This is a genomic window from Bacillus sp. PSXD-155, assembly GCF_049310765.1.
Classification (GTDB): domain Bacteria; phylum Bacillota; class Bacilli; order Bacillales; family Bacillaceae_G; genus Bacillus_A; species Bacillus_A cereus.
In genome coordinates this window covers 280511-295996 of sequence record NZ_JBMOWC010000004.1, presented here as the reverse complement: position 1 = coordinate 295996, position 15486 = coordinate 280511, and the positions used below count along the sequence as shown (strand labels likewise).

Sequence of the window (15486 nt, the reverse complement as noted above, 5' to 3'; positions counted from 1 at the left end):
AACTGTTATAGCATATTAAACATTTTGTTTATAAGACACGACAGTTACCTATTCATACATAAGTTTGTGCACCAAATTTGAAGATGAAATTCTCTTTCTTTACAATGGAAGTAGGTGTTATTTCTATAAAATATGGAAAACGTAAAGAGTATGTAAAAAAGAAGGAGTGGTAAAGTGAACTATGTCATTATTGGCGGAGATGCAGCTGGTATGAGTGCAGCTATGCAAATTGTTAGAAACGATGAAAATGCAAATGTTGTAACTTTAGAAAAAGGTGAAATTTATTCATACGCTCAGTGTGGATTACCGTATGTCATTAGTGGTGCTATCGCTTCAACTGAAAAGTTAATCGCGCGCAATGTAAAGACGTTTCGTGAGAAATATGGAATTGATGCGAAAGTGCGTCATGAAGTAACGAAAGTAGATACGGAAAAGAAAATGGTGTACGCAGAGCATACGAAGACGAAGGATGTCTTTGAATTTCCATATGATCGATTATTAATTGCGACTGGAGTACGTCCTGTTATGCCAGAATGGGAAGGAAGGGAATTACAAGGCGTTCATCTTTTAAAAACAATTCCGGATGCTGAGCGCATATTAAAAACGTTAGAAACGAATAAAGTTGAAGATGTAACCATTATTGGCGGCGGTGCGATTGGACTGGAGATGGCAGAAACATTCGTCGAACTTGGTAAGAAAGTAAGAATGATTGAGCGAAATGATCATATCGGTACGATTTATGATGCAGATATGGCTGAATATATACATAAAGAAGCAGATAAACACAATATTGAAATTTTAACGAATGAAAATGTAAAAGCATTTAAAGGAAATGAACGAGTAGAAGCAATCGAAACGGATAAAGGTACGTATAAAGCAGATCTTATTTTAGTGTCGGTTGGAGTGAAGCCAAATACTGATTTTCTTGAAGGGACAAATATACGTAAGAATCATAAAGGAGCAATCGAAGTAAATGCATATATGCAAACGAATGTACAAGACGTATATGCAGCCGGTGATTGCGCAACACATTACCACGTTATAAAGGAAATTCATGATCATATCCCGCTCGGAACGACTGCCAATAAACAAGGGCGACTTGCTGGACTAAATATGCTTGATAAACGAAGAGCATTTAAAGGTACGTTAGGTACAGGCATTATTAAATTTATGGATTTGACACTCGCAAGAACAGGATTAAATGAAAAAGAAGCAAAAGGGCTACATATCCCGTATAAAACGGTCAAAGTAGATTCTACAAATATGGCGGGCTATTATCCAAATGCAAAACGACTTTACTTGAAATTACTATATCGCTCCGATACGAAACAATTGTTGGGCGGACAAGTAATTGGAGAAGAAGGCGTAGATAAACGTATTGATGTGATTGCAATGGCGCTTTTCAATAAAATGAGCATTCATGATTTAGAAGATGTCGACTTAAGTTACGCACCACCATATAACAGTGTTTGGGATCCAATTCAGCAAGCGGCAAGGAGAGCGGAATAGCACTTTTTAAAGTGCTATTTTTTTGTTAAAGGGGAATTATCATTTTTTTCGAATGAAGAGGGTTGGGAAATAGTTACATATGAGGAAGGAGAGTTTTTTATGATTGTAGCACTTCAAAAAGTTCAAGAATCAGAAAAAGAAATATTACGTAATCTGTACGCTTTATATCTTCATGACCTTTCTAAGTTCACTATGAATATAACTATAGGAGCGAACGGATTTTTTGAATACGAAGATTTGCATATGTTTTGGAAAAATGACGGAATCACGCCGTATTTTATAAAAGTTGATCATAGTATTGTAGGATTCTTATTACTACTGGAACGTCCGTTTTTGAAGAAGGAAAATGATTTTGGTATTAATGATATTTTCATATTGAATCAATATAAAGGAAAAGGAATCGGTAAACAAGCTGTTGAGAATTTACTAGAAGAGAAAAGAGGACAATATTTCGTTATCGAACTTCTAAAAAATGTACCAGCAGTGTCGTTTTGGAAGAACGTATATAAAAAACTGAACATTGAATTTGATGAGAAAGAGCAGTTAATTGATGATGAAGAATGTCTCGTTCAAACGTTTAAAATTTAATGAAATTGGTGTTCCTTTTATATTACTTTGAAATTTAACTTTATCCCGCTATTTGCGGACAGTAAGACCCCCACCTCAAAATCCAGTGAAAGCAAAGAAGTTAGGTGGGGGATCAAGAAAAACCCCACTGATTAAAGTTTCACTTTATTTTGAATATACCGTTCCCCCTTGAAAACATATTACTAATCGCTTATATTTTCATATAGTATTTATTTTTTAAACGAAGCAATGAACGAACCAGGGGGCACAGTATGGCAATTAATATGAAAACAATCGAAGAATGGATTGTTGAATCAAATACAAGACATGAAGAAGACTTTGGACACGTTGTGGAAGAAATGAAAGAAGTATGTGTCGGACTTGATAACGCGACATTAATTTATACGAAAAATGTATTTTGTTTCGGTAAAAAAGTAGAAGTATTTTTCTTCTTCCAAGACCATGTCGTGATTGGACAAGAAAAAGACGAATATATTGAGATTGAAAAATTAAAGTATGATGACATTATAAATAATAATTTAAAAACAAATGACAAAAATACAACGTTAGAATTAAAGTTTGCTAACGGACAATCTATTAATTTAGATAGTTTAAATGATAACTACGGTACGAAAAATTGGTTATTTGCTAGACAAATTAAGAGTATTTTTAAGTTAATCTAGTAAAAAGCAGACCTCAAAGGGTCTGCTTTTTACTTAATTCCTATTACACAAAGGCAACCTCTTTCTTCATAGCATTTCACACTTGTAAATCCTGTTTTATAAAATAGGTTTATTAATTCTTCATTCGTTTTCCATTTCTCCATATGATATTGAATTTTGAAAGTTTCAGCTACTAATAAAAAAGATCCATTCGGTTGTAAGACGCGAAATATTTCTTTTATATCTTGTTCCACATCGGGCCAAAAGTAGTGTGTTTGAAAAGCGGTTATGAGATCGAAGAAGTTTGTATTGTAAGGAATAGAGGAGACACTTGCCTGATGAATGATTACTTTTCCTTTTTTTACGTCCTGTATATTGGCTTTCTTTGAGTTTTCAACAGCTTGATCTGAATAATCAATTCCATATATTTTCCCAAATGGAATTCGTTTTGAAAGAGTATGTATTGTTTTGCCGCCGCCACAACCAATATCTAAAGTAATTGCATCTTTACGTATATGTATTTTTTGTAATCCCCAATTTGTTAGTCTCATATGTGCAGCGTTCATAATACAAAGCATGGAAGAACCAATTGTCCCGCGAGGTTTTTTTGCTTGCTGAATTAATCGTTGTAAAATGTTCAAGTTACATTCTCCTTTTATGTAAGAATATATACTCATTTCGCTTTTTATAAATTAAGTCCTTTAAAAAAAGCACGCCGTCTACCGGCGTGCTTCTAATTATGCAAAGCCCCTTTTAACCAATCCCGCGCCCGATACGCCCCAACAGGAATTTGAATGAGAGACGTTTCATTTCCAGCATCAATTCCGTACAATTGATCACATGAATTTGTATCAAAACTTAGTAAAGGATGCCCGCCCATCCCCATAGCAGTTGCAGCAAAAACGAGTTTATGAACGAGGATACCAGCTTCCATTTGGTGAATACGGTATCCTCTATAGCCTAATGCACGTGTATAGTAATCTTTCTTTCCGACTACATGTAAGCAAAGTGGTACTTGAAAAAGGTTTACGTTATCCATCGTCATACTAGATTGAAGGAGATAACGAAGGTCCCCATATCGAAGTGGTTGTATGGAATGTGTTTTACTGTTATAAGTGTAAGCACCGTTTTCTATATCTTTTACGTTATAGAAACATCCATATAATGAGACGCGTGCATTTTCATTTACATACTTACCATCAAGGTCGCTGTAATAGGGGAAGGAGAGGCTCGCTTCTTGTAATAAAGTAGCGAGCTCAGCTGCATCCCATTTCGTTAAAATAAAGTCCGCATCAGGAGAATATCGTTTTTTACAAAGTTGTAGGAAATCATACGATAACCGTTCTACTTTAGGTAGCTGTACAGCGTACGTATTATGTTGATAGTGCTCTTCATGATGTAGTGTTTGGAAGTGTTCTGTCGATTCAATCATAGAAGCTTCATTTATTTTTGTTATCATCGGATGTTCATTTACATGTTTTGAGCGAACGAAATGTTCATGTGCTAACGGCGGAATTTGTTGCAACAACTCATGAGAAGTAACTGTTTTATTTTCACGGTAATCATTGTGAAACCAATTAGTTTCTGGCTCTGTACTTAAAGGAATAACGGCATACACACTTTCTTCACCTTCTGACAATCCGAGTAAATGGTTCAGTGCACGGTCTAGAAATTGAAAGTATACGCCGTTCGTATAACCGAACTGTTTTGCACATTCTAGTAATTGTCCAATGAGAACCCCGCTATCTAATCCTTGAAGGCGATATGAAAAATTATTGTATTTAAAGAAGTTTTTCCAAAACATAGTGGATACGAATGCGGCACCGAAACAATCATGTATATTACAGCGATTACCGAGTGCGTCTGCTAAATAAGAATCGAAATTTCCTTCGCGAAGTAAAATAAGTCGGTGATGCGCGGCGTCATAATGGTAAATGCCGTCTGGATAATCGTCAATCTTTAAATAGATATACAATTCATTCGGATATAAAGCACCGCCTGAAGGAATGGATCTGCGTAATACATTTCTCTCGCTATTTAGCTGACATAATTGTGTTACACCAAATGAATACCAAAGGTAGTGACCAATCTCATTTAGAGTAGGTGTAGTAGAAGAGTTCGATAAAGATAACGGGATTTCTAAGGAGAGCGGGATGGTAGGTACATTTCGATATAATTTATAAGGAAGCGGTGCGTCTTTCCAGTCCACCTCATGATTCGGCATAATTTCATCAATAGAGAAATGGAGATGATGTAAAAAAGTATCTAGCTGCATGAAATCCCTCCTTTACTATGGAAACGGGTGCGGATGTGGATTTAATTGTTCATTTGTTAACGGTTCAGTGCTATATCCAAGTGTCATCGGTACGGTATAGACTCTATCTAATCCTGTAACACGAGTAAGGTGATGGCCGAATGTCATCGGTAACATGCCTGGAATAATGACTTTTACACAGTGTAGTCCGTTCTTTTCTATAAGGGGAACGGTTTGATCTACAACGATTATTTCAAGATTAGATTGATGCAAACGATTTAAAAGTTGGTGGAGATCGGATGTTAAATCCATATCAAATGATTGTGATACATTCATTTCTTGGAACGTTTGTACCGGTGCATCTTCTCGTAAAAGGAAGTGAAGACGTTCTTCCGTTTCTTTCAATCCGTACAGCATACTGTGGTCTTCCATTTTATTAACGAAATAAGGATCTTGTAAGCATTTTTCATAGTATTCTCTTTTGTGCTCGAGCTCATCGTCTGTTATAAGTAACATGCCTGCGATTTCTTGAATGGCACTTTTTAAAGCTCGAATAGGATCTAAATGAGCGCCTCCCGCACAAACAACGTTCATTCCATTTTCACGTGTATTTTTTGCAATTACCCATAAGCTCGGGATGCCGTGTTCCATCGTCGCATTAAAAGCGTGTAATTCATATCCGGTAATCGTACGTAACCGCTGAATCATTAATTGTAATTCTGTATCATTTGCTGAACTCAGATCAAGGCGGGGAAGAGGTAATTCGGCATACCAAGTGAGTAAGAAGGCATCACGCTCTACAATTTCTAAAATGCCGTGAAAAATCGCTTCTTCTAAACTACCGCCAATTGCACATCCATTTGATGTTTCATACACGAAAGCATCTCGATGACCGAGGCTATAATAAGCAATTGATTCAGGAACTAAAAGCGGTCTGTTTTGTGATAAAGAATATCCCCATACCCAGTTTTGCTCATAATCAGGATCAAACGGCTTAAATGGAAAATTATCACGATTGTAATGTTCATTTGTATGTACACCGAGTGTGAGGGGATTTAGTGCATGTTCCTCTAAATCATGAAAACTACCATGCACATTTGTCTTTTTCCCGCGAGGCGACATACCGCAATATCGTTCTAAACCTTCTAAAATAGCAGTTGCTTCACTCACTGCAAATGAATGAGTTCGGCCTGCAACACCTTCATTTCCAAACATTAATGGCATGTTTATAATGACGTCAGCGAATGGCAATAAAGAATGCTGCATTTTGCCGTTCAACATACCGACCCGATAATCTAAATAGTCTCGCGTTAAAAATGTGTTTAATTCATGAATGGAACGGCAGCGATACGTTTCGGTGCTTACTTTTAAACTCGGTTGTAAAGAAAGTTCCGCCGCATCCGCAGTATCATCAGGTAAATTACTACATATAGGACAGAGAGGATCTGGAAGAAAAGAATGCCGCGTACATTGTAATGTTTGTAAGTTGAGTAAAATAAGTTCATTTTCTAAAGAAGAATGGTTATGAGTTAATATTTTCTCTGTTTCTACGCGAATAAGATGGCACATTTGTAACATTCCATTTTGGGTGGCGCGTACATCACGCCTCGTTACATTGTCGGCTTTAAAGGCGTATTTCCGCTGTAGTTCCCACATTTCTTGTTGATCGAAGCCAGCGATAAATCGGCGTCCATCAGAACAATGAGAACAGCCAGATGAAAGAGGATGAATGTAAGGACCGATAATACCTTCGCCAAATGAAGTGAAACCGCGAAGCCACGGAATATGATTTGAGCGAAAAATAAGTTCAGCATCATGATGAATAGTAGAAGGAGATCCGTCATGTAATACGAGAGCGAGGTGAATATTTTCAGGGAGTTCTTCTGTAATGGTATGTTGGCGAATGATGGAATATTGTTCGCATAATTGATCATGTACATAGTCTGCAAGTAGGCCATCTCCTATAAGCAATATATTTCGAGTCATAGACCATCCTCCTTTGCAATTAATACCCCATACACACCGTCTAAGTTTTCTTTCAAAAATGGTTCGATTGCTAAATCAAACACGAAAGGATAAAAATTATGTTCTTCTAAATGCTGTAAGGCAAGCTGTAAAGATTGCACATTTGGAATTTCTTCTTCTGGTTGTATTTCCACTCTAAAAGAATCAGTGTCATATAAAATAATAGATGAGTCATACAAAATATTAGCTCTGTAAGGAATCTCTTCATTTTGAATGTGAAAGAGTGCCAGTTGTAGTGCGTTTCGTAACGCTAACGTCATATTTATATTAGATGCACCGTACCATCTATCATTTATACCAATCCAAACGACAGGAAAACTAAGAATCTCTTCACTCATTGCTATTGTAGGTGTTTCATGGATTGTAGAGAGAGCATCGTAATAAAATCTACAATGCTTATCGTGAATGTCAGTTAAATCAATTGTTGTAAGTTCTTCTAGCGTATGTGACTGCCGTTCATACAGTTTATTGTTTAAATGTTGTTGTAGTGCGCGGTAAAAACCTTCTGTCATCGTTTCTCCAGCACCGATACCGATATCGTTATGTTCAGGAATAAGGCGGTGAATGATTTCTGCTACATATGTTTCAATTCCTGTTAAACCAGCTTCTCGGCGTGCCTCATTATGGGTCAATCCACTGCAAGTCATAAGAGGCAGGAGGGGAGCTGGGCCATCTGATAGTGGATTGGCTACTTGAATATAGCATTGTGATAACGGTAATTGATATGAATCTTGTTCATCCCATACATGGAATATACCGGCTTCTTTAGAAGTTAATGAATCGAAAAATTGGAATACATCAGTTGAAGTATGTTGGTTAGACCGATGCTCAAGTTTTTCAGAAAGATTCTCTATCGTATCAATTGTAAAACTTTCATCAGTTGCAAGAGGGTGTTTTATAAAAGGATGCCACGTTCCTTCGAGTGTTTCATAGTTTAATAAAAAGAATTGTGATCCTTTTTCCCGATGTGAATCATCCGCGACATGCTTAAATAATTCAAAAACGATTACATTTGCTAACATTGCAGATGTAATGGGTGAGAAGGAATCAGATGAATTTTCATTTTGCAAAGTCGTTTCATGTAGACGATGCCATGCAGATTCCCAGCATTCATCACGATTTTCCGTTACGACAGGTCCAGCTATACCGAGTGTTGATAAACAAATAGCTGGTATGAAATTCTTTTTCGCTTCTCTACAAATAGTGTGAACTGTCTTTAAACCGTCAATGTCTCCATTTTGAGAAACATATAAAATCCAATCAAAAGGTTCGAATACTTCATGCAAAGGACGGTCAATTGTAGTATCGATTTCTTGAAGGAGTACAGTGTTATCAACTTCATATGCACGTTCTATTAGCTCATGTATTCTGTCATAGTTTGTTTCATCCCGATCTGTAACGAGGTAATGAAATGTAGGTAAACCAGATTCTAATAAAGAAGAAACTAAGGAAGTAAGCATATCCCCAGAACCAAGTACAAGGACATTTGCCCCACGGTACGTTTCGAATTTTAAAGCACCCGAATGAGAATCAGCTTCTAAAAATTCAATTTGTGAAGCATATCTGTCGAGTAATGTACTGTTTAATTCATGAGGTTCATCTTGATTTGTATCGCGAACGAAACCATTTTCATATAAAATCTCTCCAATTTCAAATACGCGATTTTGATAGGGGAGAGGGAGACCATCGGTTATTTCTGCTAAAGAATAATTCCCGTTAAACATTGGCATTAGTTTTTCAATCCAGTCATAAATTCCAGCACCGTCCATGCGAAATGAACTGGCGTTATTTCGAAAATAGACACCCCCGTTTGAGTCGGGGAGGAAGAAAGTATCCTTATTTACTTTAAGTTTTGCATGAATTGGAAGGTTATTCATTTTAATCCTCCTTACGTTTAGGCATACATTATTACTTTATGTCATGAAATTTGTCCCGTATGAACAAAATAAAAAAAGGCTGTAGAATGATTCATTCTACAGCCTTTAATAGGTTAAAAATCTATCAACCTTCTAATAATAATGATTTTGGATCTTCAAGCATATCTTTAACAGCAACAAGGAAGCTAACTGCTTCTTTACCATCAACAATACGGTGATCGTAAGATAGTGCAAGGTACATCATCGGACGGTTTTCCATACGTTCTGCATCAATTGCAACTGGGCGTACTTGAATTTTATGCATTCCTAAAATACCTACTTGTGGGCTATTTAGGATTGGTGTTGACATTAGAGAACCGAATACACCACCGTTTGTAATTGTAAATGTACCACCTTGTAGTTCTTTTAATGAAAGTTTGTTATCGCGTGCTTTCATACCTAAATTACGAATTTCACTTTCGATTTCAGCGAAGTTTAATTGGTTAGCATCGCGTACAACTGGAACAACTAATCCATCTGGAGCTGCTACTGCAATACCGATATCATAGAATTTTTTGATGATAAGCTCGTCACCTTGAATTTCAGCATTTAATAATGGGAATTGTTTTAATGCTGCAACAACTGCTTTTGTGAAGAATGACATGAAGCCAAGACGTACATCATGTTTTTTCTCGAAAGCATCTTTGCGTTCTTTACGTAATTCCATGATCGCACTCATATCAACTTCGTTAAATGTTGTTAACATTGCAGATGTTTGTTGAACTTCTACAAGACGTTTTGCAATTGTTTGACGGCGGCGGGACATTTTCACACGCTCAACTGGTTTTTCGAATTCAGTTTTTGCAACTGGAGCAGGAGCTGGACTCTTTGGAGCAGCTGGTGCTTCTTTTGGTGCTGCAGCATGAGCTTGTACATCATGTGGTCTCACGCGTCCAAGTGGATCTGTGCTACGTACGTCGTTTAAGTCGATTCCTAATTCACGAGCCATTTTTCTAGCAGCTGGTGATGCAATAGGACGGTTCGTATTTGGTAAGCCTTGTAGACCCGTAGTTTGTTCAGCATTTGGAGCTGCAGCTTTCGGTGCTTCAGCTGTTTCTTGTTTTGGTTGCTCAGCAGCTGGAGCAGGTGTACTTACTGCAACTGGTGCTCCATTAGCATCTAAAATTGCGATAGTTGCGCCAACTTCAACTGTATCCCCAGGTTCGCCTAGTAACTTCGATACAATACCTGAATCTTCTGCAATGATTTCTACATTGACTTTATCAGTTTCAAGCTCAACAACGCTGCCACCTTTCTCAACTTTGTCGCCTACGTTGATAAGCCATTGTGAAATAGTTCCTTCGGTAATAGATTCTGCAAGCTCAGGTACTTTAATTTCGATCATTTTAAATGTCCTCCCCTTATTTGCCTAACGGTGTGTTTTTTCTTCTTTTGTCTTCGGTAATCTCCATTTGTTAGCCTGACCCTGGGCAGAATATCTGCCCGGGATCAAGCTAGAAACCGTCATTGTTACTTTTTAATTGCTGAAAACTTCAATTTCTAGTTTATCTTGACGGAAGTTATACTTCACATCTAAAGCGTGTGCAACAATTAGTTCTTGCTCAGCTTTGTGAGCGAATGGATCGCCGCCAGATGGGCTAGAGCGATCTGGGCGTCCAATGTAACCCGTTTTCACTTTATCTCCAGCTAGTTCGAACAGAATTGGAGCCATGTAATGCCATGCGCCCATATTACGAGGTTCTTCTTGAACCCAAATAATTTCTTCTAAGTTTTTAAAGCGTTTAATAATAGATTGAACTTTCTCAGCAGGGAATGGGTACAACTGCTCAATGCGAACGACATGAACCTCATCTAAGTTGTACTCATGTTTACCAGACTCAATTTCTGCTGCTAAGTCAATCGCCATTTTACCTGTACTTAAAACAAGACGTTTTACTTTGTTTGGTTTTGTGCCAAGGTTTTCTTGTTCTAAAGCAGGTTGGAAACGTCCTTCGCTTAACTGACTAGCAGTTGAAAGCGTAAGTGGGTGACGTAATAAACTCTTTGGCGTCATCAGTACTAATGGTCGAACAGCTTCGGTTCCTAAGATAGATGCTTGACGACGTAAAATATGGAAGTATTGTGCCGCGCTCGTTAAGTTTGCAACTGTCCAGTTGTTCTCAGCAGCTAACTGTAAGAAACGTTCAGGACGTGCACTAGAGTGCTCTGGTCCTTGACCTTCATAACCGTGTGGTAATAGAAGAACTAAACCAGATTTTTGACCCCATTTTGCTCTTCCAGCTGAAACATATTGATCAAATAATGCTTGCGCAGTATTTGAGAAGTCACCATATTGCGCTTCCCACATAACAAGAGTTTCTGGAGCGAATACGTTATAACCATACTCGTAACCAACAACAGCAGCCTCTGATAACGGACTGTTATGAACAGAGAATGAAGCATTAATGTTTGGTAAACGGTGTAACGGTGAATATGTTTCATTTGTTTCTGTATCGTGCAGTACGATATGACGGTGTGCGAATGTACCACGCTGTGAATCTTGACCAGTTAAACGAATTGGCGTACCTTCTTGTAAAATAGAAGCGAATGCTAACGATTCAGCAAGTGCCCATTCAATTTTACCGTTCTCTTCAAGAGCATCTTTACGGCGCTCAAGAATTTTCTTCACTTTCGGATATACGTTAAAGCCTTCTGGCCAAGATAATAGACCTTCATTAATTGCACGAAGTGAGTCAAGCTCAACACCAGTATCAATTGGCTGAATACCTTTTGCAACAACATCTGGCACTTTAACGTGAATTGTTGCATCGCTCGTATCAGCTGGTGGTACTTGTGCATAGTCAGATTTTAATTGCTCTTGTGTAAACTGTGTAATTGTTTCAATTTCATCTGCATTTAGAACACCAGCAGCTTGTAATTGATCTGCATAAATTGCTCTTACAGTTGGGTGATTTTTAATCTTTTTGTACACTTGTGGTTGTGTAACTGCTGGGTCATCCATTTCGTTATGACCATAGCGACGGTAACCAATTAAATCGATTAAGAAATCTTTTTTGAACAATGTACGATATTGAATTGCAAGGTTTGCAGCAGCAAGACAAGCTTCTGGATCATCAGCGTTCACGTGAACAATCGGAATATCGAAACCTTTTGCAAGGTCACTTGAATATTTCGTAGAACGAGAATCATAGCTGTCAGTTGTAAAACCAACTGCATTGTTTGCGATAACATGAATCGTTCCGCCTGTTTGGTACGCATTCAATCTGCTTAAGTTCAACGTTTCAGATACAATACCTTGACCAGGGAATGCAGCATCACCATGAACTAAAATTACGAATGATTTTGAAGTATCTTGTTCTGGAAGACCAGATTTTTTACGATTCTCTTGAGCTGCACGTGCGAAACCTTCTACTACAGGATTCACGAACTCAAGATGACTCGGGTTATTTGCTAAAGTAACGCGAGTGCTAACTTCTTCATTACTAACGACTTGTTCTCTACCTAAGTGGTATTTCACGTCGCCAGTCCAGCCAGCATTGGCTACTGCGCCTTCTATTTTTGCATGTTTGAATTCAGCAAACATGTGAGTATATGGTTTTTCTAATACGTGAGCAAGTACGCTTAGGCGACCGCGGTGAGCCATACCAATCATGACATCCTCTACGCCGTTCTTAGCACCTTCTAGAACAATTTCATCTAAAACAGGTACAAGCATATCAACGCCCTCGATAGAGAAACGTTTTTGCCCAACGAATGTTTTATGCAAGAATTGCTCGAAACCTTCAACAGCTGTTAAACGTTTTAAAAGAGCAGTTCGTTTTTTATTTGATAGTGGTTGACGCAATGAATTTGATTCCACCATTTGATGCAACCACGCGCGTTCTTCACTATCTTGTATATGAGAAAATTCATAAGCTAAAGATTTTGTATAAACGTCTTTTAATCTATGAATTACATCAAGTGCAGTGTGAATACCTTCTGGTGCATCTTGCCATACTGTTTTCGCTGGAATCGCTTTCAAGTCAGCATCGCTCAGTCCACTCATTGCTTTCTCAAGAAGTGATTGTCCATTTGCAGCATCTTCCATCGGGTTAATGTGAGCCAACGTGTGCCCGAAAGAACGAATTTGCTCAACAAGTTGAACGACTTTAAGAATTTTTTCAATGTTACCTGTGTTTTGAGGAGAAAAATGTGTTGCTGTGTTGTCCCCTGTTACGACATCATCTTGAAACGAAGGAGCTCCAAAAATTTCAAAAAGCTCTTGTAATTCCGGATCAACAGAACCTGCTCCAGTTACGTAAAGATCATACTGCTCAATAACATAACCAAGGTTCGGACCGTGGAACTTGGCCCAAGGGTTTGTCGTTGTATTCTTCCTCGTCATTTGTTTAAACCTCCCAATGCATATAATCCTTTTCCATACAAAGGTGCATTTTGCTCTTTTTCAATAAGTAATGAATCAATAATCAATGTAAATGTTTTCTTTACTCTTATGTTATTACAATAATTTACATAATACCAAACACTATTACTTATCTGTTTTGTAAAAAAACATTCACAATAACTTATCACCCAAGTTAATCTTTCACTTTATAAAGTAATTTTACAGAAAAATGGGGTGGATATATTTGGTATGCCTATACTAATAGCTATAATTGTTGCATTTAAATATAGGTATAATAGTTAGAATGTTTTGATAAAATTTAGTTTGAATTATGTATATTGAAATAATAAGCGCTTTCATAGATATTATACAACAATATAACGGAATATAGTATAAAAAATAAAAAATTATGAATTTATCGTAAACTTTATTTCGATAGTGTTAAATATCGAAAGGAAAATGAAGGATTTCCACAAAAAAAGTGGCTAAACATAAAAATTGCTTCATAACCCGTTAGTTTCTATAAATATGCCAAAAAACACCGTAAAACCAATAACGCATTTCATCTAATAAAGAAGAGAATGAAATATTTTAAAAGGATAAAACAAATATGAAGATATTAAATTTTAAAAAAGGTGAGGAGGAAATATAGTAACGATTACATACAGTGTTCCAGGTTTTATTACAAAATAGACGTGTTGAAATCGAACAAGTTTCTTCTATATAAATAGAGTGAAAAATGATTAAAAGGAATGTAAAGGAACCTTGACGTAAAGTTTACTTTACATATATACTCGATATATGGGAGGAGGGAGAAATTTCCTTGGAAAATAAAATGGTCGAATACCGAAAAAAATTTGGACTATCTCAAGAAAAATTAGCTGAGAAACTTGGCGTTTCAAGACAAACCATTATCTCAATTGAAAAAGGAAAATACGATCCGTCACTTCCGTTAGCATTTGAAATAGCAAAAACATTTCAAACAACGATAGAACATGTATTTATTTATGAAGGAAAAGAAGAGGGGGAATAGGGATGAATTATTCACAAAAGTACTTTGTAATTATGGGTGTTATTTTTCTATTTATGAGTGGATTTATGATATTAACAGGTATAATGACGCATTCTGCACCACCAGCTATAACGTATCCATTGCTTGGGATGATGATTATGAGTTTCTGCCTAAGCTACTTGCATCCGCAATTTAAAGAAAAAGACGAGCGAATGAAACTTATTCGTTATAAAGGAATGTTTGTAACCTTTTTTGCATTAACAGCATATTATCTTCTTTTCTCTATCGGCTTAAACTTAAAAATACTTACACTATCTGCTACTGAATTATTGAATATACTTATGGCACTTACAATGAGTACCGTCTTTATCTCATTTGTTGTTTTGGCAAAAAGATATTAAGATGGAAGAGAGAAAGGAAGATTAATATATGCAAATGATGTATGCTTTTGGCATTGGGCTTGTATTATTTTTAGCTGTATTCTTATTTATTCGTAAAGACGTTCAAGGCGGGACGTTAACGAAACGAGGATTTTATAAAATGATCGGCTGTTTAGTTGTTATGTTTATTGCGATTATTGTAATGATTGTTTTAATAAGTCGGTCACTATAGAATGTAAAAAAGGAACCTTACTTCGGTAAGGTTTTTCTTTATTGTTCAACCTGAAAATTACCGCTAAATCCATTTATTATAAATAACTTATATTATATAATCCAATGAAATGATAGATAAGGAGTGTAGTATATGAATAAAAAACTATCTTCTATTTATTAACTTGTCTACTACTTGTAGCTAGTACTGCTTATTATAATATGTAACAAACGAGAACAAGTGCCACCTATATTAGTATGTGAGGATCAGGAGTACCACGTAACGAATGAACCTGCCAAAGTAGAAGAAGTTGGGCAAAAACTTGGTGAAGTAACAAAAAAAATTAAAACAAGTAAAAAACCTATTAAAAATAGAGAATCTAATACATTACAAGAGAAAACAGAAGTATTCACAATGATTGAGGAAGAAAAAGATCCTCAATCACCTTTAATCATAAAGGAAACTTATAGTGATGAATATAGGGTAGTGAGGCCGATGTTGAAGCAGGTATTGTGATGAAAAGGAGAATCTTTTGTAGACAGTAATTTCGTATCCGTGGGTGTTAAGAAAAACTTTTTTCCTTTGTTTTATTTTGTCCCCTATCG

The 15486-nt window shown here is 36.7% G+C and carries 12 protein-coding genes and 1 pseudogene; 7 read left to right on the top strand and 6 right to left on the bottom strand.

Annotation, left to right across the window (positions count from 1 at the left end):
* Positions 1-174 precede the first annotated feature (174 nt).
* The 3 genes from ACO6VI_RS06245 (at position 175) to ACO6VI_RS06235 (ending at position 2759) form a co-directional block, all read left to right on the top strand.
* Positions 175-1509: a CoA-disulfide reductase gene (locus ACO6VI_RS06245; protein WP_098032984.1), complete on the top strand. Its 1335-nt coding sequence runs from the start codon at positions 175-177 to the stop codon at positions 1507-1509.
* A gap of 99 nt (positions 1510-1608) precedes the next feature.
* Entirely contained in the window at positions 1609-2097 is a 489-nt protein-coding gene (locus ACO6VI_RS06240; protein ID WP_098032983.1) for a GNAT family N-acetyltransferase, read from the top strand.
* Positions 2098-2348: 251 nt separating this feature from the next.
* Positions 2349-2759 (top strand): DUF3908 family protein, encoded by a 411-nt coding sequence (locus ACO6VI_RS06235; RefSeq protein WP_098032982.1) that lies wholly within the window; start codon positions 2349-2351, stop codon positions 2757-2759.
* A gap of 29 nt (positions 2760-2788) precedes the next feature.
* Here the strand turns inward: ACO6VI_RS06235 and ACO6VI_RS06230 are convergent, their stop codons facing one another.
* From ACO6VI_RS06230 to odhA, 6 genes are all read right to left on the bottom strand, one after another.
* Positions 2789-3379, bottom strand: a complete 591-nt coding sequence (locus ACO6VI_RS06230) for a class I SAM-dependent methyltransferase (RefSeq protein WP_098032981.1) — start codon at positions 3377-3379, stop codon at positions 2789-2791.
* Positions 3380-3471: 92 nt separating this feature from the next.
* The gene (locus tag ACO6VI_RS06225; protein WP_078993533.1) at positions 3472-5013 is read right to left on the bottom strand and encodes a SagB family peptide dehydrogenase; all 1542 of its coding nucleotides are present in this window, start codon (positions 5011-5013) and stop codon (positions 3472-3474) included.
* Between the two features lie 15 nt (positions 5014-5028).
* On the bottom strand, positions 5029-6978 hold the full coding sequence (locus tag ACO6VI_RS06220; RefSeq protein WP_071730668.1) for a TOMM precursor leader peptide-binding protein: 1950 nt from the start codon (positions 6976-6978) through the stop codon (positions 5029-5031).
* Complete coding sequence (locus ACO6VI_RS06215; RefSeq protein ID WP_001061546.1) at positions 6975-8894, bottom strand: putative thiazole-containing bacteriocin maturation protein; 1920 nt, start codon at positions 8892-8894, stop codon at positions 6975-6977. Before ACO6VI_RS06215 ends, ACO6VI_RS06220 begins: the two co-directional genes overlap by 4 nt.
* Positions 8895-9018: 124 nt before the next feature.
* Positions 9019-10278 (bottom strand): 2-oxoglutarate dehydrogenase complex dihydrolipoyllysine-residue succinyltransferase, encoded by a 1260-nt coding sequence (gene odhB, locus ACO6VI_RS06210; protein WP_000569892.1) that lies wholly within the window; start codon positions 10276-10278, stop codon positions 9019-9021.
* Positions 10279-10410: 132 nt separating this feature from the next.
* Complete coding sequence (gene odhA / locus ACO6VI_RS06205; protein ID WP_161519991.1) at positions 10411-13278, bottom strand: 2-oxoglutarate dehydrogenase E1 component; 2868 nt, start codon at positions 13276-13278, stop codon at positions 10411-10413.
* An 823-nt stretch (positions 13279-14101) separates the two neighbouring features.
* On the opposite strand from odhA, the gene ACO6VI_RS06200 reads away from it, so the two are divergent.
* The 4 genes and pseudogenes from ACO6VI_RS06200 to ACO6VI_RS06185 all read left to right on the top strand — a co-directional run bounded on the left by ACO6VI_RS06200 (position 14102) and on the right by ACO6VI_RS06185 (position 15397).
* A complete protein-coding gene (locus ACO6VI_RS06200; RefSeq protein ID WP_000428506.1) occupies positions 14102-14311 on the top strand; it encodes a helix-turn-helix transcriptional regulator in 210 nt (69 codons plus the stop codon).
* Positions 14312-14313: 2 nt separating this feature from the next.
* On the top strand, positions 14314-14691 hold the full coding sequence (locus tag ACO6VI_RS06195; RefSeq protein ID WP_048564894.1) for a hypothetical protein: 378 nt from the start codon (positions 14314-14316) through the stop codon (positions 14689-14691).
* Positions 14692-14719: 28 nt separating this feature from the next.
* Positions 14720-14902 (top strand): DUF3976 domain-containing protein, encoded by a 183-nt coding sequence (locus ACO6VI_RS06190; protein WP_001178303.1) that lies wholly within the window; start codon positions 14720-14722, stop codon positions 14900-14902.
* A gap of 146 nt (positions 14903-15048) precedes the next feature.
* A pseudogene (locus tag ACO6VI_RS06185) lies at positions 15049-15397 on the top strand (hypothetical protein).
* Positions 15398-15486 lie beyond the last annotated feature (89 nt).

Bases quoted from the DNA above. Each gene is read 5' to 3' on its own strand.
- odhA (WP_161519991.1), bottom strand. From the start codon at position 13,278: ATGACGAGGAAGAATACAACGACAAACCCTTGGGCCAAGTTCCACGGT.
- ACO6VI_RS06190 (WP_001178303.1), top strand. From the start codon at position 14,720: ATGCAAATGATGTATGCTTTTGGCATTGGGCTTGTATTATTTTTAGCT.
- ACO6VI_RS06220 (WP_071730668.1), bottom strand. From the start codon at position 6,978: ATGACTCGAAATATATTGCTTATAGGAGATGGCCTACTTGCAGACTAT.
- ACO6VI_RS06240 (WP_098032983.1), top strand. From the start codon at position 1,609: ATGATTGTAGCACTTCAAAAAGTTCAAGAATCAGAAAAAGAAATATTA.
- ACO6VI_RS06225 (WP_078993533.1), bottom strand. From the start codon at position 5,013: ATGCAGCTAGATACTTTTTTACATCATCTCCATTTCTCTATTGATGAA.
- ACO6VI_RS06195 (WP_048564894.1), top strand. From the start codon at position 14,314: ATGAATTATTCACAAAAGTACTTTGTAATTATGGGTGTTATTTTTCTA.
- ACO6VI_RS06235 (WP_098032982.1), top strand. From the start codon at position 2,349: ATGGCAATTAATATGAAAACAATCGAAGAATGGATTGTTGAATCAAAT.
- ACO6VI_RS06215 (WP_001061546.1), bottom strand. From the start codon at position 8,894: ATGAATAACCTTCCAATTCATGCAAAACTTAAAGTAAATAAGGATACT.
- odhB (WP_000569892.1), bottom strand. From the start codon at position 10,278: ATGATCGAAATTAAAGTACCTGAGCTTGCAGAATCTATTACCGAAGGA.